The organism is Pseudoalteromonas sp. PS5, assembly GCF_004103255.1.
GTDB classification, from domain to species: Bacteria; Pseudomonadota; Gammaproteobacteria; order Enterobacterales; family Alteromonadaceae; genus Pseudoalteromonas; species Pseudoalteromonas peptidolytica.
The window spans coordinates 42,535-62,558 of record NZ_RCSQ01000016.1 but is presented as its reverse complement, the minus strand read 5'-3'; the positions used below and the strand labels follow the sequence as shown (position 1 = coordinate 62,558).

Here is a 20,024-nt window from a genome sequence, read left to right as displayed (position 1 = left end):
GCTTAGTGGGAATGCGTCCGACTGTTTATAAAGTCTGTCACAGAGAATAACACCCCAGAAATAACAAAAGTGATATGGATCCCAACTTTCCATGCGAGTTGTTCGCTGGTTAACTCGTGAGAGTGAATAAATACTTTTAATAGTTCTACGGCTGAGATAGCCACAATGGCACTAATAAGCTTGATTTTGAGGCCAGAAAACCCAACCTTTCCCATCCAGGTAGGCTTATCTTCTTGCGGTTCAACATTTAACTTCGAAACAAAATTTTCATACCCACTAAAAATAATGATGATTAATAGCCCTGCCAAAAGAGCAGTATCAACCAGTGTCAAAATACCAATTAACAGCTCTTGATTTGTCGCGCTAAGCGCGGTGATAGTCATGACATAGAGCTGCTTAAAGAATTTTAATAGCAGTAGTACTATCGCTAATAACAAACCAACAAAAAAAGGAGCTAGAAGCCATCTACCTTTAAAAAGAGTTCGCTCTAAAAGGTGCTCGTAGCGATTAGGCTGCTCACTTTTAGACCTAACATCTTGTTCCATATTATTACTCATTACCTTGTTCTAAAGATTACATTTAACTACTAAATTTAGCATTATGAATCCTAATTCTCACGTTTTATTGTTCATAACTTAAATCAATTTTTTGCTCTTTAAGACAAAATTAATTCGTTTTCTTTATTTTAATTTTTGCTTTAAAACGTACTTGTTCTTTCAATTAACAGGTAAAACGAATGAAAACCTTAACTTCATCATTAATCGCTCTGTCTTTATTTGCTTCTACTTTGGTAAAGGCAAACGATGAGTTACCAGTTGCACCCACAGACTTGGTTCAAGAGCTAACTGAAATGTGCCTTGATTGGGCAAAAGATGATGAGGTACAAGCCTCCGAACTAAAAAGGTATGTACTAAGCTGTGTTAACGATGAATTACAAGCGACTGGATATCAAAAAGTTAAAGATGTAGAAATCAAATAGTAGTAACATATGTAGGTAAGAGGCTGCTCAAGAGATTGAGCAGCCTTATGTTCTTAAAAGCGGTTAGGCTTTTTTCTTACGTGTCGCCTTTTCTTCCTCAACCCATTTACCATCGCTGTAAGTTGCCTTCCAGCCAGTAGCCTTGCCGTCTACTTCGGTCATTACATATTGAGTCTTGGTTTTTCTTGAGTAACGCACAATTGCCAAGTTTCCATCTGAGTCTTGCTCTGGTGCGTCAGCCAAATAATAAAATTTTGGCGAAATTCTATCTCTAAAGCGTTTAAGCTCTGCAACTTTTGGTGCCCTTGTTTCTCGCGATTTAGGGAACGTATGCGCCGCTAAGAAAATACCAGATGCACCATCACGTAGCACGAAATGCGCGTCTGATTTTTCACACTCTAATTCAGGTAATGGAACTGGATCTTCCTTAGGTGGCGCAGCCTCACCATTTTTCAATAATTTTCGCGTATTTTTGCACGACTCGTTGGTACAGCCAAAATATTTGCCAAATCGCCCAGATTTAAGCTGCATATCCGCGCCACACTTGTCACACTCAATAACAGGGCCATCATAGCCTTTTATTTTGAATGAACCAGTTTCAATCACATAACCCTTACATGCAGGATTATTACCACAGACATGAAGCTTTTTGGTTTCATCAATGAGGTACGAGTCCATTGCTGTTTCACAAATAGGGCACCGCTTCATGTGACGAAGTGACTCAGCTTCTGCCTCTTCATCTGCATCCGCTGCAACAGCTTCATCACCTGATACAAGGTTAATTGTTGTGGTACAACGTTCTTTGGGGGGCAAATTATAACCAGTACAACCCAAGAAAACACCGGTTGAAGCTGTACGGATCCCCATCTTTCTTGAACAAGTTGGGCAGTCAATGTCTGTTTCTACCATGACATTTTGTCGCATTCCGCCTTCATTTTCATCACCGGCAGCAATTTCTAACTGATGAGAAAAATCAGCATAGAACTTGTCTAGTACCTGCGTCCAAACCCGCTCACCTTCTGCAATATCATCCAGTCGACCTTCCATCTTCGCAGTGAAATCAAAGTTCATCAAGTCGTTGAAGTTTTCCACCAAGCGGTCGGTAACAATTTCACCCATTTTCTCGGCATAAAAACGTCGATTCTCTACACGTACATAGCCTCTATCTTGAATGGTCGAGATAATAGCAGCATAGGTAGAAGGTCGGCCAATACCTCGCTTTTCTAGCTCTTTAACCAAACTTGCTTCACTATATCGCGCTGGTGGCTTTGTAAAGTGTTGTTTCGGGTCTAATGCAATCAAGTTGAGTTTATCACCCACACTTACACTTGGTAGCGCTTGATCTTCTTCATTTTTCTTACGAACTGAAGGTTGTACACGAGTCCAACCGTCAAACCTAAGTACGCGGCCTTTAGCCTTCAAGGTGTAGTCTTCTGCCGCCACGGTAAGCGTCGTTAGATCATACTCAGCTGGGGTCATCTGGCAGGCCACAAATTGACGCCAAATCAGCTCATACAGTTTTTTAGCATCCGCTTCCACGCCATCAAGATGACCAGACAACACGTTTACATCTGAAGGACGAATAGCTTCGTGTGCTTCTTGTGCATTTCCTTTCGCCGAGTAGCGCAGTGGCGCGTCCGGTAAATATTTATTACCAAACTCGTTTTCGATGTAGCCACGGCACATTTCAAGCGCGTCATTGGATAGGTTTGTCGAATCGGTACGCATATAGGTGATGTAACCAGCTTCATAGAGACGCTGGGCTAGCATCATAGTTTTCTTAACACCGTAACCTAAGCGAGTACTTGCAGCCTGCTGCATTGTTGATGTAATAAATGGTGCACTCGGCTTACTCTTACTTGGCTTTTCTTCAACTTTGACGACTTCGTAAGCACTGTTTTCGAGCACTTGAACAGCAGTATCAGCCTGCGTTTTATTTACTGGTTTAAATGCTTCGCCTTTAAACTTAGTAACCGCTAGGCGAATATCATCTTTTGTTGCTTTAACATCTGCGTGAATATCCCAAAACTCTTCTGGAATAAATGCTTTTATCTCACGCTCTCGTTCAACAAGTAATCTTACTGCAACTGATTGCACTCGACCAGCAGACAGCCCTCTGGCAACCTTTTGCCAAAGCAATGGCGAAACCATAAAGCCCACAACACGGTCAAGGAATCGTCTTGCCTGTTGTGCATATACCATGTCAGTATTTAGCTCACCTGGATCTTCAAAAGCTTGCTTTATCGCATTTTTGGTGATCTCATTAAATACCACGCGCTTGTATTTACTTTCATCACCGCCAATGATTTGCTCAAGGTGCCAAGCAATCGCTTCCCCTTCTCTATCCAAATCCGTCGCCAGATAGATGTGGTCTGCATCTTCAGCAAGTTTTTGTAGCTCTTGAACTACCTTTTCTTTACCAGGCAAAACTTCGTAATGCGGTTCCCAACCCTTTTCAGGGTCAATCCCCATCCTCGCAACCAAGTTTGCATAGTCTTTTTGCTTTTTGTATTGCGCTTTTTCTTCAGGTGACATTTTGCGTACTTCAGCTGGCGACTTAGTTGCCAAACCTTTTGTTTTGCCTGCGCCTGAAGTAGGAAGATCTCGAACATGACCCACACTGGATTTAACAATGTAGTCCTTGCCGAGGTATTTATTGATTGTTTTTGCCTTCGCGGGAGACTCTACAATTACTAGCGATTTGCCCATAGCTGCCTATTTTTGACCGATTCTGTCTGTGTTTGCCCTTACTTGGGCGTTGAATTACTTATAGGTATATCTACAAACACCTATTGTTACAAGCTAAATATACGAACTTTTCCCTGATCACTGAATTATTATCCAATTTATGTACAATAAACAGCCAATTTAGGGACGTTTTCTTTTATATAAGGTTAAGGCACGGGAATATAAAGGAATAGAAAGAAAAATGCCAACCCGAAAGTTGGCATTTGAAGAATTAACCTGCGTCTCTGACAAATATACCTACAGACTGCGCCTTTTGCTCAGATGAATCCCCAAGGGCAGGATAGGTAAATTTAATCGTTAAAAACCCGTCCCTTTTATTATTTGGTTCTGTTTCCTGCACCAGTGTTACAGTAATACTTTGTGCAATATCGGTGTTAGTATTTCCAACCGCAGAGGTGACAGTACCTGACGCTAATTCCCCGTTATTCGTTGATACCTCAATTTCGGTACCAGCAGGTAGTGGGTTACCAAATATATCTGAAAAATAAATTTTGATTGGTACCGATTGCCAAGCATTTTGTACAGTAAAGTCAACTGACTCTATATCACAATGTTCACTATCATCTGATACTTCGAGTACCAATCCTCTAGAACTAGTGCAGCTTCCACCTATATCGCCTTTTGCAACAGTGAAACGTGTATATACGTCATCACCAGACATCACAAGTTCAAACTGACTATATACATTTACCAACTCTCGTGAGCACTGCCCCTTTGCATCACCCTCAGCTTCTGGTGAGCATAGTAAACCGTTATAACGACCGTCTGGCTGATTAAAAAAGCCGTTATTATCGTTGTCTATCCAAATATCATCATGCCCACCGGTACTTGTTCCCGTTGGTGAACAAGGTCCTGTATTAGGTGACGTGTCACATATCGCTTCATCAAAGCGGAAGTTTTCATTGGTATCAAGGAATGCTTCTGATAAGTCAAATTCTTCGCGGAACTCACCAATATCAAATTGACCATTTCGACGTGAAATACCATCGCTTGATGGTTTGTCAACATAAGTCTCTTGACCTTTAACGAAAGCTAGCACACTCACTCGAGCACCCATAACAATCCGATCGTCAGCAAACGGGTCTGTTCCTTCTAATGGTGCATCTTTTTGTCTCTTCATGCCATCAATACAAGGAGCAGCTTGGCCAAAGTATGGATCACAATTCCAGTTTTCTGAAGTGTTAGGAACTACGCCAACCTTACGAGGTGGAATACTATTTAGCCGATTGCCCCACTTCGGATCAGTAAAAGGACGAACACCTTGACTACGCCAAACTACAGAACAAGAAGCATTGTTGGTTCGGCAGTCATACGTAGTATCAGAATCAAGGCTACCTATTGCCCCAGCCTCTGCAATAACGGTTGCAGCGACCCCGTCGGCATTAAATTGGTTGAATTGATCGCCAAAAAATAACCTTATATCGGTGGTTACCCCATTATAATTAAGTGAATTGGTATTAAACGTGGTTGGAGAGGCATCAAATGTATCTTGATCGGTAACACCAGAGCTTAATATTAAGCCTGAAGACACACCAAAAATCTGTTCACTTAGTGGGATTGTATGCATAACGCCGGTAGGACAACGAACATCATCGTTTGTGGCATCAGTATCGTTACATGCTTTTGCAATATCTGTCCAGCAAGTTATTGCGTCACCATCTGGCAAGTTAACGTAAGATTCTTCTGGGATATAACATGCACTAACAACAAGTGGTCCCGGTACGATACCTGACTTAACTGTAGTTCTCACAATACCATTAGCATTGGTATTACCCGTAATTTGCGTAAGAGAGGCCAAGCCTTGCTCATCAGATAACCTGAAATCAACACGAGCACGGGGAATTGCAAGATTGTCTTCATCGACTAGCTTAAAGCTCACGACTGATTGCGTCGGCAAGCCCCCTTCGCCTGGAGGTAAAGCAATAAACTGGTTGAAGCCTTCTTCTTCTGGCAAAAACTGTACGGCCTGTGCAAGTGCACTGTCGATCTCAATCGTGGTTTCTTTGTTAATTGGCGAACTACCGTTTTGAATGGTCACTGAAATGCGGTCTTCACCTTGACAGCCTTTAGCGCGGTAAGTAGAGCGTGCAATACCGTTTGACGTGTTCACACTTTCATCAAGTTCGGCCAAAGCCGGTGTAGCAGATGAACAAGGGGAACTAAATGCCACCTCAAATGCGCTATTAATTAAGGCACCATTTTGGTCTTTCAGCGTTACAGTAATCACGGTACTACCACCAGCTGAAAGCTGTTGTTGAACGCCATCACCATCAACTAGGCCGTTATCAATAGACACATTTAGCTGCGCAACACCGACGTTAAAGTTAATTGCTTGGGTAACATCAACATAGTCTGGTGAATTTACGGTTATCGTCCCTGCACCACCTTGATTTCCAGGTTGAAACTTTAAGATAGCAATACCAAAATTATCAGTTAACGCTGTGCCAGTTGCAGGTAAAATGATACCTAATGTAGTTTCAGCACTAATTAGCGCATTAGCGATTGCATCACTTGTTTGACTTGAGGTGAGTTTGATAAAAATATCAGCAGTTTCATTTGATGACACTTGATTAACACGCGTACACCCCGCCGCAATTGGATCTATCATTGCTTGGTCACGATTTGTATCCCAGCCCACAGGACACTGGCTTAGTAGCATCACCTCAAGCTTACCTGAGGCCGTATTATCTGAGTTATCACCACCACCTTGAGAGGTAAAATCGAACGTCTTTGATACTGTGTTACTACCTTGTTCGTAAGACGCTGTAATGCGGCCAGCTCCGACCACATTGGTTACCTTTAGGGTAACCGAAGCTTTCCCTTCTGTGTCAGTTAACACTGAACCTGAACTAGGTTCCATTACTGCAAACTCATCGCTTTCAAAAACAACACGACTGTTCGCAAGCGCGCTGCCATCTTTTGTTAATGTTGCTGTAATAATGAGAGGAGAAGTGGACGAAAGTGTATTTGCTGTATTACCGTCGCTGTCTGAACCTGATAATGTTATAGCGTATGTGCCATCACTACCATCACCATTTCCATTGTCAGTATCTTTTTGAATGCTGCCGCCACCGCCGCATGCAGTCAGTAAAAATGCGATTATCAGCAAGCCAAAATAGCGCATCAAGGGCATTTACCTGTCTCCCTAGCTAAGTTAATTTTATTATTGCTCAATAGTAACCCAATTTTAGCGATAAAATCACAATTTTTTATTAGATTAACTCGATTTTCTATCGCTAAATGCTGTTCATCTGCGCTAAGCCTGTTAAGCTTTACGGATTTTAAAATACATAGTGTTAGGACAATGTCAGAAAATCAAAAAATGGGCCTAACGGCGCGCATTATGATAGGTATGGTATTAGGCGTAGCGTTAGGCTTTATACTCCAGACCATACTTGGCGACAGCAAAGAAGTACTTATACCTTTAGGTCTTTTTGACCTGCCTGTTAAAGGTTTTTTTGTTGATGGTTTGTTTCATATCGGTGGCCAAATCTTTATTGCAAGCTTAAAGATGCTTGTTGTTCCTTTAGTTTTTATTTCATTAGTGTGTGGTACGTGTAGTCTAAGCGATCCGAAAAAGTTAGGCCGATTAGGTGGGAAATCTATCGGTCTTTATCTGATCACAACTGCGATAGCAATTACAGTTGCGATAACCCTGGCTCTGTTTTTTGCTCCAGGTGGAGACGTTGAAGTACCCAGCACAGCCTCGTTCGATGCAAAGCAAGCGCCAACCTTAGTTCAAGTTATTATCAACATGTTCCCAACCAACCCGATTGATGCGATGGCTAACGGCAATATGTTGCAAATCATTGTGTTCGCACTGTTGTTTGGTATTGCCATGGCACTGAGTGGAGATGCAGGGGCTCGATTGGCCGCAGTATTTGAAGATTTAAACACTATTGTACTAAAGCTTGTCACTTTACTGATGAACGTTGCACCATACGGGGTATTTTGTTTGATGGCCAAGTTATTTACTACCATCGATATGGGCTTAATTGTTGAGCTTGGAAAATACTTTATGGTGGTAGTCTTGGCACTGCTTATTCATGCGTTTATTAACTACTCTATTTTGTTTAAGTTACTTACAGGGCTAAGCCCGGTTGTTTTCCTCAAAAAAATGAAAGATGCCTGCATGTTTGCATTTAGCACCTCGAGTTCCAGCGCGACTATGCCAGTGACATTAGAAACCGCAACTAAAAAGTTAGGTGCGCATAATTCGGTTGCTTCTTTTACTATACCGCTTGGTGCAACTATCAATATGGATGGTACTGCGATTATGCAGGGGGTAGCAACTGTCTTTATTGCCCAAGTATTCGGCGTTGACCTTACAATAAATGATTACTTAATGGTTATTCTTACAGCCACACTCGCCTCTGTTGGTACTGCAGGCGTTCCAGGTGTCGGTTTGATTATGTTGGCTATGGTGTTAAATCAAGTTGGACTACCTGTTGAGGGGATTGCGTTAATTATCGGTGTCGATAGATTACTTGATATGACGAGAACTGCTGTTAATGTCACTGGTGATTGTATGGTCACTTGTGTCGTTGCGAAATCAGAAAATGAATTTGATATCGCTGTTTTCAATGATCCTGACGCTGCAAAAGAGCTTGAAGAAACAACCTCTAGAGTCAAGGCCTGATCCCAATTATTACAGTTAGTTTTATCCTTATTCAAAGCGATAAGGCTAAACACTAAAAAGCCGCACTTCAAAGTGCGGCTTTGTGCTTAAACAAGCGATTAAAATTGATAAGCGAACTTCACGTATGCTTGGCGACCAAGAATACTATGCGTTTTATTATCAATACCCATAGACTCGGATGGCGCTAATGGTGCTTCCTCATTAAATAGATTAGATGCACCTAATGTCACCGTCAGCTTTTCAACACCGATGTAACTCACACTAGTATCTACCGTGGTCCAAGAGTCAATCTTGTACTTATTGCCTTCGCTATCAGCAAGATCCCTATATGAATCGATGTAATTAACACTGATATTTGCTAGCCAATCGTTTTTCGCCCAATCCACACCAGCAGTCCAGCGAAATTCAGGATGTTGGTATTCACCATTTAGATCCTCAGAAAGGTTGAATGAATTGCCCTGCTCGTCACTTGCAAACGATTGTTCTTCAAAGCTTAACGCATAAGTTAAATTGTAATTAAACTTAAACTCCCCTAACTCTTGCGTTGTTAGTGCATATGCTAAATTAACATCGAAGCCATCCGTCTCGCGTCCACCGATATTAACGAAAGTATCATTGATTGTTAGAATACGACCTAACGTACTGCCTTGGTTAGGCGCTCGCACAACTAAATTAGGATCAGTACCGCAGCAATCTACCAGCTTTTGCGCACCTATCTTCTTAATGAGATCTTCCTGTTCATAATTCCAGTAATCAACACCAATACTAAAGTCTTCAGTGGCTTGCCATACTACCCCTAAGTTATAGTTTTCAGACTCTTCAGGTTGCAAGTTTTTGTTACCAGAGACAATAGCAGTATACTCATAAGGGCTACAGTCATCATCTGCACCAGTTTGGCGACAACGTTCTCGGTCAATCACACTTGGTGATTCGTCAGTCCGGCCAAGATGTAGCTGGACTAACGAAGGCGCTCTAAATGCAGTACCCCATGAACCACGCACAACTAAACTATCCAGAGGCGCCCATCGGAATGCCACTTTTGGATCTGTAGTGGTACCAAAGTCACTGTAATCTTCATAACGTAAGGCTAATTGTAACTCTAGCGTGTCAAGTAGCGGTACACTAAACTCCGCAAAAATTGCTGTGTTATCACGATCACCATTCGCTTGGGTCGCTTCAGTACCGAAGATTTCTCCTCGAATATACTGGCTATCAGGGTTGTCTTCTATTTTCTCATAGCGATGTTCAAAGCCAAATGCAGCTGCAACATAACCTGCACCAAGTTCAAATAATTCACCTGACACCGTACCGTCTAGTGACTGCATTGTTGATGCACCGTAACGTGTTGTCGTTGTTTCAAAAAATGCCAGTCCCGCTTCTGTGTTAGTACTTGGTTCAAATGGATTCCATAGCCCTTCATCAATTGCTTGTTGTGCTCTTATTTTGTTAGGGAAACCATCAAAGCCTTTCTCTACTGCACTTGAGCGAATCGCCGAGTAAGCAATTTCCCATGACCAAGCTTGCCACTCACCACGTGCACCAAGTACTGCACGATAATACTCTGAATCAACATCTTTCTTACGATTACCTATATCCACAGTACGGCGGCGCATTGAAATATCTACACCATGTAAAAAGTGGTCCGGATCGTTAAATAGTGGGTGGTTTGGGTTGTCACCATCCATAAATAACTCAGTGAAGCTTGGAGAGCCTGCACCTTGAATAAAGGTTGATGTATGTTGAGCTGAGATTTCTGCAAATCCCTCAACCCCATCCATAATTTCTTGCACGCCATTGTAGTTAAAACTAATACGCTCTGTGGAAGGGATAGCAGTCATATGTGACGCAAAGTCATAGCGACAAATATTGCCAATATCTAGCGCAGGATCGCAGGTATCGTTACCCCAAATATCAGCAAAAGTTGTTTGTCTCACTTGAGTGCCATCATCTTCAGTACGGACGACTGGCAGTCTTGCCCACTGCTCATCCGTTAGCATACTTTTGACTACCTCAACACTGCCCGGATAACCCGCCGAACTTAGGGAGTTATTTCCTCCTCTAAAGCGTTGATCTGCAGATGCTGTATAGTCCCGATCAGCATAAGTTAAGTGGCCACGCTTAAAGTAATCCAGTGAAAAGTTATGATGACCATTTTGCGTTGACGATCCCCACAAAATAGTAAAGTTTTGCTCATCAGCGCCACCATCAGCAGTGTCTGATAGCTTAGCTGCAACTTCAAACCCGTCTATGTCATCGCGTAAAATAATATTAATTACACCTGCAACCGCATCAGAGCCGTACGTTGCTGAAGCACCGTCTTTTAAAATATCAATACGTTTTACCGATGATACTGGTATGGTATTCAAATCAACAAATGACGTTTCAATGTCTTTTGCAAATGGACTGACTGCAACACGTCGGCCATTTATAAGCACCAATGTCGATGACGCTCCTAACCCTCTAAGTGCCACACTAGAGCCGCCATTAGCGGTATCATCGCTCGAGTTACCTTGAGTACTGAATGTACCAGCACCGGATACCGGTAATTTTTGTAATGCACCGATGAGATCTGTTGATCCTGTTGATGCAAGATCCGCAGCAGATAAACTTTGGATAGGTGAAGGGCCTTCGAGATCTGTACGCTTAATATGTGAACCTGTCACTTCAATACGTTCTACTTGTTCTGTTTCTTCAGCGTTAACTTGTTGATTCATGCCGATTAACACTGCTATGGAGAGCGCACTGAGTGGTAATTTATAGGTCATCCTGTTTCCCCTTAAGTTAATAATTACTCTGTAGTTTTTTTAATAATCAAGCCATTATTAACACACCATTGAAACTTTAACAACGCATTTATTTAACATTAAGTTTCCATTTAAGGGTTGTACCTACAACTATACAAGATGAATGACAAGATTAATTAGATATTGATATTATTGATAAAAAAACAATAAAAATATCAGCTAAAAAGGGGAGTGCTCAATACCATAAACTTCATTAAGCTTGCTATTTTGAGGCGAGAAAATCTTGTCGATAATACCACTTCCGCGCCCTACTCTCGCTGAAGTACCTTTCCCCCTCTAGGCAAGGCAAATTCACTTCCAATAGCTAGCTATTGGAAGTGAATTCATCGCAGTTAGCACTAAAACTGGCTACTAGAAAGGCATTCTTTATCCGCAGATCAGGTTATTTAGTTGTTACATAAGAAATTTTTAACGCAGTTAACGTCTGATTTGCTTCTTCAAACTGAGCAGGCAAGTATTAAAGCTAATGGGTATAAGGCAAACTTGGAAACGGGCACCACATTGCTTACTTATGTGACGTTTGGAATTACTGAGTTTTTTGGTGTGATAACATGAGTAAGGGAAAGTTCACTGCGTTTTTGTGCTATACCTGGCAACACAGTGAACGTGACATATCTATACTTAAAATTAGTGTTACAACGCGAGCCAAGGTTGAACTGATTTAATATCCGCTGCGTTTGCAAAAGGCGCTGTATTATGCTCCCAGCTTGATGGAATGCTAATTTGGCAGTTCTGCGTATTACACTGTGTGGCTGTACTTTTTAAAGCCGCATCATCGTTAAATGTAACGATCACCCCTTTATGCTCTGGTAAAAGGAAGGATAGTAAGTGCTTAATAAAGAAACCTGACAGATCTGCTAATAAGGATTCAAATTCCATCTGCATCTTGTATAAATCAGACCTGCTAATAGAGTCGGCGTGAAATAGCTCTGCCTCTATTTGCATTTTTAGCTGGCATTCTGTATTGCCACCTTGGGTATCAATAATGACTTTCGCTTTATCCTTATCAAGCGCTTTGTCAAACGGCAACAATAATTGTGCTTCTTCAGTAAACGATAGCTGAAAATTGGCCGATTCTGTCACAATGTTACCACTACTAATTTGGCAAGGCTGCATGCTTACGGTGTCGACTAAATAAAAGCCAACTCGAGCAAACTCAAACTCGCCTTTATTCACGACTTTTAGGCGGTCATAAAAACTATCATAAGAAAATGTCACGGTACTAGCAAAAGCAAACGAGCTCCACCAAGTAACCAAAAGCGCCACCGCCACCACTAGTTTATTCTTCATCAAAATACGCTCTGTTGTGTCTGATCATATCATTTAGTTCACTAACATAATCTTCGCCTCGCTCTGAGTAGCTAAGCAAACCAGCGGTTAGTGCCGTTGCTTCTATAGGTACTTTTTCGGCTCTCAAGCCTGCACGTACTCCTCTTAACTTCTTGTACGCTTCATGCGTATTGATATTTCTAAAATAAGATTTAACAGCTGCACGTACTGACTTGAATGCACGAACTTCATGCTCAGCCTCATCAGCACGGCGCTTTGGGATCATACCGCAGCCTTTGGTGTAACACCATTGTCCAAAAAAATTTAACCCGATCCGCGCGAACCGAGAAGTTCCCCATGCCGATTCATTAGCCGCTTGCATTAATGCTAGCTCTTTTGGAATGATATCAACTCGACGCAGTGCTTTTTTTAATGACGCTTCATTGATTTTCTCATTTTTTAAATCGTATTTAGAGAAAATAACAGCAACTTTTTCAACCTGTTTACGTGTCAGTGTTTCGCCAAATTGTAACATCATCAGCGCGATATCAAGTGTTGCACGTTGCTCCAAAATCAGCTTGTTTTCAGCCTCAACATGAGGCTTGATAAAATCAAAAAACGCTTTCTTCTTTGCTTGAATATCTTTAATGGCTGAAAAGTTGGGTAACTTGATACTGTGAAGTGGCTTTTCAGGCACTACTTTAACAATCTCAATTTCTTCCTCATCATTTTCTACAGGTGTAAATTGAGGCTCTGGCTCTTGTAGAAACGGATAGATGAGCGCCCAAACCGTCACTAACGCAACCAATAGTTTAATTAATTTTACTTGCATACCTACTCCCCATTGCGACGCTGTTCTAAAGCAGAGCCTATCTCCTTATTACTCTCAGAACCTTGCTATGATCTACACATAATAATTACTTTCTTCTGTTACTATTTGGTGTAGATACACTTAATACGTCATAATTTACAGTATTCAAAATAGCGGCCGATAATATCAAAAGCTGCAATTAAACGCGAATTTTCGTGCAGTTATCGTACAAAGTTTAGACGACATCTTGAATTTAAGAAAAAGGAACAAGTAGTATGATGGTTAACGCTTGGCAGCAGCGGCTTTTAGAGCAGAAAAAGAATAGGCCTCATGACAATCGCTCGGCATGGCAGGTAGATCGCTCGAGAATAATCCATGCAGCAGCTTTTAGGCGCTTACAAGCTAAAACCCAAATCATGGCCATAGGCGTAAATGATTTTTATCGAACACGACTAACCCACTCGTTGGAGGTATCACAAATAGGAAGCGGGTTACTGCGTCACTTGAGAAAGCATCACCCTGAATTTGAACACTTTCCTTCAACCAGTCTGATTGAGACGTTATGTCTAGCTCACGATATTGGTCATCCACCTTTTGGTCACGGCGGTGAGATAGCACTTAATTATCTAATGCGTGATAACGGAGGATTTGAGGGAAACGCTCAGACCTTGCGTATTGTTACAAAGTTGGAGCCTTATACCAAAGGTTTTGGCATGAACTTAACACGCCGCACCTTACTCGGATTTATTAAATATCCTGCATTAATCGACACACTCTGGTATCACCAACCAACGCAAACACAAAGTCGAAAATATATACTCTCGAGTGATTGGCTGCCAGCAAAAGGGATCTATCAATGTGACGAATCTGTATTTGACTGGATCCTCTCTCCATTTTCTCAAAACGACCAGACAAAGCTGCAAGAAACTGAGATGAAAGACTCCTTCCGTCGTAAGACTAAGTTTAAGTCGTTAGATTGTGCGATAATGGAATACGCTGACGACATCGCCTATGCGGTTCATGATTTAGAGGATGCGATTGCAACCGAAACACTCAACGAGGCCGAGTGGCATAATTTTGCGCTTCCTGAATTACATAAACTAGATTCAGCTTGGCTAAAGAATAATCTTGATAGGATCACACAGAGCCTTTTTTCAGAAGATGAATCACAGCGTAAAGACACAATTGGTGAACTGGTAAACCTGTTTATTGTGCACTGTAAACTCACCGTCCAAGACTCAGATTTTGACTCAGCATTGCTCCATTTCACCGTTGAGATGGACTCCGAGTTTCAACAGATACTGCAAGTATTAAAGCTGTTTGTATATCAGAGACTTATTCGTGAGCCTAAAATGCAGCAAATCGAATTTAGTGGTCAAAACCTGCTTATTGATTTATTTGAAGTGTTTGCCAGTGATCCCATGCGTTTATTACCCTACACGACTCAAGCACTCTACCAAGAAGCAAGAGATGATACGCAGCAAATGCGCGTTTTGGCAGACTATCTCGGTGGTATGTCAGATGAGTATGCACGAAAAACACATCAGCGTTTATTTACTGGAGAGCGATAGTAATACCGATTAGCTTAATTAAGTGGTCTAAAACCCGATAGTTGAGGCAAGCGTGGGCAGTTGCAAAGGTAATCATTCGCAAAGTTGCGTAACAAATTGCATAGCCTACATTTGCCTGCCCAGCACATTTAGTAAAAGCTTCTCCCCTTGCAAGGTAGAACGAAAACTATTTACTTTCTGCGCTTAGCTCGTGTACCAAGAATACGCTTTTTATCCCGTTGCTTTTTGGACTTACAGGAGTTGCGGCGAGAATCTTTAGGCTCTTTGGTTAAATCAGGCTCATAGCCAGGAAGCCATTGCGGCGCAAATCGTTCATCTAAGAAAATTTCTATTTCTTCCAGCAGCCATTGTTCATCAATACTCACAAGTGAAATAGCTTGACCATTTTGCCCGGCGCGACCGCTGCGACCGATACGGTGCACATAGTCTTCTGCAACATAGGGTAATTCTGCATTGAAAACATAGTTTAGTGAGTCAATATCAATGCCACGAGCTGCTACGTCTGTTGCAACTAAGACACGAATTTCGCCTGACTTGAATTGAGATAGTGCTTTATCGCGCGCGCCTTGAGACTTATCACCGTGGATGGCGGCAGTTTTAAGGCCATCTTTATTTAACTCTTTGGCGTAGTTATCAGCACTATTTTTTGTGCGCGTAAATACCAGTACCTGATGCCAATTATTTTTGCCAATCAGATGAGAAATAAGTTCACGTTTGCGGTCTTCGTCTACTGAATAGAAAATTTGTGTAACGGTGCTCGCGGTACTATTTTGGGTTTCAACACCCACTCGTTTAGGATTATTCAACCAAGGTTTTACTTGGGATAGCACAGTATCGTCAACCGTTGCTGAAAATAGTAGAGTTTGACGCTCACGCGGCATGGTACGCATGATCCGCTTAATTTCACCCATAAAGCCCATATCTAACATGCGATCGGCTTCATCAAAAACCAAATGTTGAATATTCTTGAGCGTTAAAGTGCCCTTTATTAAATGATCGAGTAAACGTCCAGGCGTAGCAACAACAATATCCACTCCTGCCTTCAACCGCTTTTCTTGAGGACCGATATTCGCCCCTCCATATAAACACACAACATTCAAGTGAGAATGGCTCAGCAATTTCTCCGTGTGTTCAGCCACTTGCTGCGCAAGCTCACGAGTGGGTGTTAACACCAGAGTTCTGACTGATTTTTCACTCTTTACACAGGCACTTAGCATACGATGCAAAATCGGAAGCATAAAAGCGGCGGTCTTACCGGTTCCAGTTTGAGCACTTGCTATGAGATCATTACCACTTAAGATCTGTGGAATACTCTTTTGTTGAATAGGTGTCGGCGACTCAAATCCAAGCTCAGTAATCGCGCTTAGAAGTTCTGGGTGAAGTTGTAATTCGTTAAATGTCATTAATTGCCAATGGTATAATTGTGCTGATAATTAGCAGATTATAACAAAAAAACGAATGCTCGATGCACCTTGTAACACGCTGCATTTATCTATGTTGACTTTTTCACCAGCCAGTTTTACCTTCGATGATTAGACTTTCTAGTTTTCAGTAACGAAGCTAGCATAACAGTTCAGTTTTATAGGGATATATTCATGAAAACGCAAAATTTTAGACGGATATTATTTTACTGTGCCATAGTCGCACTTTTGCCGCTTTTAGGATTAATCCTCGCCGAATTGTTCACAAGTATTTTAAAGTGTAACGTATCACAAAGAGAGACATCAAACTGCTCAGTAGCAGGAGTTGATATAGGCATGATTTTAGCAGTGCTTTACACCGGCGGCTGGGTAGGCTTAGTTACGACTCCCATCGCGGCGATATTAGCGCTTCTGTTACACCTAAAAACACAGTAGGAAAACACTGCTTTTACGTCCTACTCTCGCTAAGGTATCTAAATCCTCTAGGCAAGGCGAATTTACGCATCAATAGTCGGCCATTGGAAGTGAACTCAACACAGTTAACGCTAAAACTGGCTGTTAGAAAGACATTAATTATTCGCAGCTCAGATTAATTACAAAAAAGTAGGCTGCAAACATTGTTTACAGCCCGCCTGCACTCGCTTAATCTAGCGCATTTTCTACTTTATTAAAGAGTGTTGTAATTGCTTTACTTGGCTCTTTTGTCACTAAGCTAACCACAATAATTGCAGCTGTTGCGACGACAAAGCCCGGAACAATTTCATATAGTGTCGCACTAAGCGGCTCACCGTTATAAGTAAATGGTCCGTAGATCCAAACCAATACTGTCACTGCGCCTGAAATCATACCGGCAAGGGCACCCGCAAAATTCATACGAGACCAGAACAAACTAAGCAATACAAGTGGACCAAATGCTGCACCAAACCCTGCCCACGCATTACTTACTAAATCTAAAATTGAGCTATCTCTGTCATATGCTAAATAAATCGCAGCTAGCGCTACAACCACAACACTAATACGACCAACCAGCACTAACTCTTTATCTGTGGCTGCTCTGTGAATAAAAATCTTATAAAAGTCTTCTGTTAATGAGCTCGAGCTAACCAACAACTGAGATGAGATTGTACTCATTATTGCCGCTAGAATTGCTGCTAACAAGAAGCCAGCAATCAGGGGGTGGAAAAGTAGTTGAGACAAAATTAAGAAGATGGTTTCTGCATCTTCCACTACAATGCCCTTTTCGTGAGCATAAGCTGCGCCGAATAAACCAGTACCAACCGCACCTAAAGCTGCAACTATCATCCAAGTCATTCCGATCCGACGTGCTGTAGGCATATTTTTTACGCTTCGAACTGACATAAAACGTACGATAATATGTGGTTGACCAAAATAGCCAAGACCCCAAGACATCGCAGAAACAATACCAATTGCGCCCGCTGAACCAATCCAAGTTAACATGGTTGGGTTTAATTCATTCAGGGTTTGCCCAAGAGGGTTATCCAATAGCGAGAAGGTTACCAGTGGCACCAAGATAAGAGCAATAAACATGATGCAGCCTTGAACAAAGTCGGTCAGACTAACTGCCAAAAAGCCACCAAATAACGTATAAAGAACGACTACCCCAGTAGTAATATACATTCCGCTTTCATAGCTAAGTCCAAATGAGCTTTCAAACAACTTACCACCAGCAACTACACCCGATGAGGTGTAAAGCGTGAAGAATATGATGATAACCAAAGCCGACACAATTCTTAGTGCATTACCCTTGTCCTCAAAACGATTGGCAAAGTAGTCAGGGATTGTTACTGCATCATTGGCATACTCTGTATAAACCCTTAGACGTGGTGCAACCAGTAAATAGTTTAACCATGCCCCAATCACAAGGCCAATTGCAATCCATGTACTACTGAATCCAGTTAAGAACATCGCACCGGGCAGACCCATCAAAATCCAGCCACTCATGTCTGAAGCACCTGCTGACAATGCCGCTACGCTAGGGGGTAAGCTGCGACCACCCAGCATATAACCTGACACATCACTGGTGGACTTTTTATATGCGTACAACCCTATTCCCAACATTGCAATGAAGTAAAGTGCAAGTGAGATTATCGTACCTATCTCCAATTTAGCCTCCTAAGTAAGTTGGGCTCTTCTCCAAATGTGAGCTTTATAGTGCTCAATTGTTTGATTTATAACTCACTTTGAATAAAAGCCAAAACATAAAGGATCACTATAACATGCTGCTACTTCTCACCCAACCTCCTGAGACCAGTGTACTTTGCTATATCTTCCTTTGAAGCGTTCAGGGATCTGACGTTTGGATGCAAAATGAGCTGACTCTTCATTTTTAGTCACTGAAGGTTACTCTATGATCTAGCCAGCACACTTTGAAGGTGATGACGCGCTTTCAGCGTGAGGTTTACACATTTGGCTAGTGCATACTTTACTCAATCATTACAAACTATGTTTCCCTGCGTGACCTCGTAGCACTTTTACCTTATATTAAAGCCAATATCATTTTGTTTGGACGGTAGTATTTATGTATTTTTACACGGCTCGTCAGCCCATTTTTAATGTCCAAAGGGAGTTGATTGGCTACGAACTATTATTCAGAGACAGTCTGAATAATGTATTTCCCGAGATAGATGGCGATGAGGCCACAAGCCGCCTGATTGAAGGCAGCCAGTTCACTTTTGGTCTTGATGATTTGACCAATCAACACCCTGCCTATATTAACTTTACGCTGGAAACTTTATCCAAAGGTTACGCCCAAATGCTATCCCCAGAGCAGGTCGTTGTGGAAATACTGGAAACAGTACAGCCAGGAAAAAGACTGCTCGCACACGTTAAAGAACTAAAAGAAAAAGGTTATACACTCGCATTAGACGATTACCAACACCAAAATGTATGGCGGCATTTTTTTCCTTATGTTGATCAAATAAAAGTCGACTTTCTCTCTACCAGCACAGACCAAATCAATATCATCAAAGCAGCAATTAAAGATTTCCCTAACATTGACTTAGTTGCCGAAAAAGTAGAAACATACGAACAATTTGAATTGGCTAAATCTCTTGGCTTTAAATTCTTTCAAGGCTTCTTTTTTGCTAAACCAGAAATGGTAAAAACCAAAGCATTAGCGCCTTCAGAACTTGCAATGGCGGAGCTTTTGTATGAAACGTCAAGTGTCGAGCCTGATCTTGCACGAATTACGCAAGTGTTTGAGCGTGATGTGAATCTTAGTTATAAGTTATTGCGCTACGCCAACAGCGCTGTGTTTAAACGTAGAGCTGAGATTTCAACAATAAAACAAGCATTAGTTGTACTGGGTAGCATCGAGTTAAAGCGTCTTATTTCATTGCTTTTTGCATCGCAACTTAACACTGAAAAACCAAAAGAACTACTGTCTCTTTCATTACTACGAGCTCACTTTATGGAAGCCGTTGCCACCAAAGCTGGCAAAGTTTCTGATACAGGCAGTGCATTTCTTATTGGCATGATGTCACTTATGGATGCAATATTGGATGATGAAATGGCAACACTCTTGACTAAACTGCCATTATCTCAAGAGATAAAGGCCACACTGCTGAAAAAGCCAAGTCAGTTTGGTATTTACTTAGATCTTGCAGAATCAATGGAAAAAGGAGATTGGGATAATGTTGAAACTGTCTCAAAACCTTTGGGAGTCTCACCTGAGCGCATTGCCCAGCTATATCAATCGTCGCAGTTATGGAGTGACACCCAAATAAAAGCCATTGAGTAATATGCAGCGGACTGCGACAATC

General features: G+C 41.7%; 13 protein-coding genes. 5 read left to right on the top strand and 8 right to left on the bottom strand.

All coding sequences use genetic code 11. The annotated features are described in order from the left end of the window. Positions 1–2 precede the first annotated feature (2 nt). Positions 3–557, bottom strand: a complete 555-nt coding sequence (locus D9603_RS02350) for a TIGR00645 family protein (protein WP_125253850.1) — start codon at positions 555–557, stop codon at positions 3–5. Positions 558–736: 179 nt separating this feature from the next. Between D9603_RS02350 and D9603_RS02345 the strand changes: the two genes are divergently transcribed. Further along, complete coding sequence (locus D9603_RS02345) at positions 737–979, top strand: hypothetical protein (RefSeq protein WP_128729902.1); 243 nt, start codon at positions 737–739, stop codon at positions 977–979. Between the two features lie 63 nt (positions 980–1,042). On the opposite strand, the gene topA is transcribed toward D9603_RS02345, so the two are convergent. Both topA and D9603_RS02335 read right to left on the bottom strand, forming a co-directional pair. Beyond that, entirely contained in the window at positions 1,043–3,688 is a 2,646-nt protein-coding gene (gene topA / locus D9603_RS02340; protein ID WP_128729901.1) for a type I DNA topoisomerase, read from the bottom strand. 250 nt (positions 3,689–3,938) lie between these two features. Further along, the gene (locus D9603_RS02335; protein ID WP_128729900.1) at positions 3,939–6,860 is read right to left on the bottom strand and encodes a hypothetical protein; all 2,922 of its coding nucleotides are present in this window, start codon (positions 6,858–6,860) and stop codon (positions 3,939–3,941) included. 171 nt (positions 6,861–7,031) lie between these two features. Here D9603_RS02335 and D9603_RS02330 point away from each other — a divergent pair, with 171 nt between their 5' ends. Further along, positions 7,032–8,366, top strand: a complete 1,335-nt coding sequence (locus D9603_RS02330; RefSeq protein ID WP_128729899.1) for a dicarboxylate/amino acid:cation symporter — start codon at positions 7,032–7,034, stop codon at positions 8,364–8,366. 98 nt (positions 8,367–8,464) lie between these two features. On the opposite strand, the gene D9603_RS02325 is transcribed toward D9603_RS02330, so the two are convergent. The 3 genes from D9603_RS02325 to D9603_RS02315 all read right to left on the bottom strand — a co-directional run bounded on the left by D9603_RS02325 (position 8,465) and on the right by D9603_RS02315 (position 13,271). Then, the gene (locus tag D9603_RS02325) at positions 8,465–11,131 is read right to left on the bottom strand and encodes a TonB-dependent receptor (RefSeq protein WP_128729898.1); all 2,667 of its coding nucleotides are present in this window, start codon (positions 11,129–11,131) and stop codon (positions 8,465–8,467) included. A gap of 672 nt (positions 11,132–11,803) precedes the next feature. Next, the gene (locus tag D9603_RS02320) at positions 11,804–12,460 is read right to left on the bottom strand and encodes a DUF2987 domain-containing protein (protein WP_128729897.1); all 657 of its coding nucleotides are present in this window, start codon (positions 12,458–12,460) and stop codon (positions 11,804–11,806) included. Then, a complete protein-coding gene (locus tag D9603_RS02315) occupies positions 12,450–13,271 on the bottom strand; it encodes a glucosaminidase domain-containing protein (RefSeq protein ID WP_128729896.1) in 822 nt (273 codons plus the stop codon). The genes D9603_RS02320 and D9603_RS02315 overlap by 11 nt, the downstream gene beginning before the upstream one ends. Positions 13,272–13,528: 257 nt before the next feature. On the opposite strand from D9603_RS02315, the gene D9603_RS02310 reads away from it, so the two are divergent. Next, positions 13,529–14,821, top strand: a complete 1,293-nt coding sequence (locus tag D9603_RS02310) for an anti-phage deoxyguanosine triphosphatase (protein WP_194086947.1) — start codon at positions 13,529–13,531, stop codon at positions 14,819–14,821. A 170-nt stretch (positions 14,822–14,991) separates the two neighbouring features. On the opposite strand, the gene D9603_RS02305 is transcribed toward D9603_RS02310, so the two are convergent. Then, positions 14,992–16,224, bottom strand: a complete 1,233-nt coding sequence (locus D9603_RS02305) for a DEAD/DEAH box helicase (protein ID WP_128729894.1) — start codon at positions 16,222–16,224, stop codon at positions 14,992–14,994. A gap of 192 nt (positions 16,225–16,416) precedes the next feature. Here D9603_RS02305 and D9603_RS02300 point away from each other — a divergent pair, with 192 nt between their 5' ends. After that, on the top strand, positions 16,417–16,677 hold the full coding sequence (locus D9603_RS02300) for a hypothetical protein (protein ID WP_128729893.1): 261 nt from the start codon (positions 16,417–16,419) through the stop codon (positions 16,675–16,677). Between the two features lie 207 nt (positions 16,678–16,884). On the opposite strand, the gene putP is transcribed toward D9603_RS02300, so the two are convergent. Continuing rightward, positions 16,885–18,366, bottom strand: coding sequence for a sodium/proline symporter PutP (gene putP, locus D9603_RS02295; RefSeq protein ID WP_128729892.1), 1,482 nt, complete (start codon positions 18,364–18,366; stop codon positions 16,885–16,887). 415 nt (positions 18,367–18,781) lie between these two features. Between putP and D9603_RS02290 the strand changes: the two genes are divergently transcribed. After that, positions 18,782–20,002, top strand: a complete 1,221-nt coding sequence (locus tag D9603_RS02290; RefSeq protein ID WP_128729891.1) for an HDOD domain-containing protein — start codon at positions 18,782–18,784, stop codon at positions 20,000–20,002. Positions 20,003–20,024 lie beyond the last annotated feature (22 nt).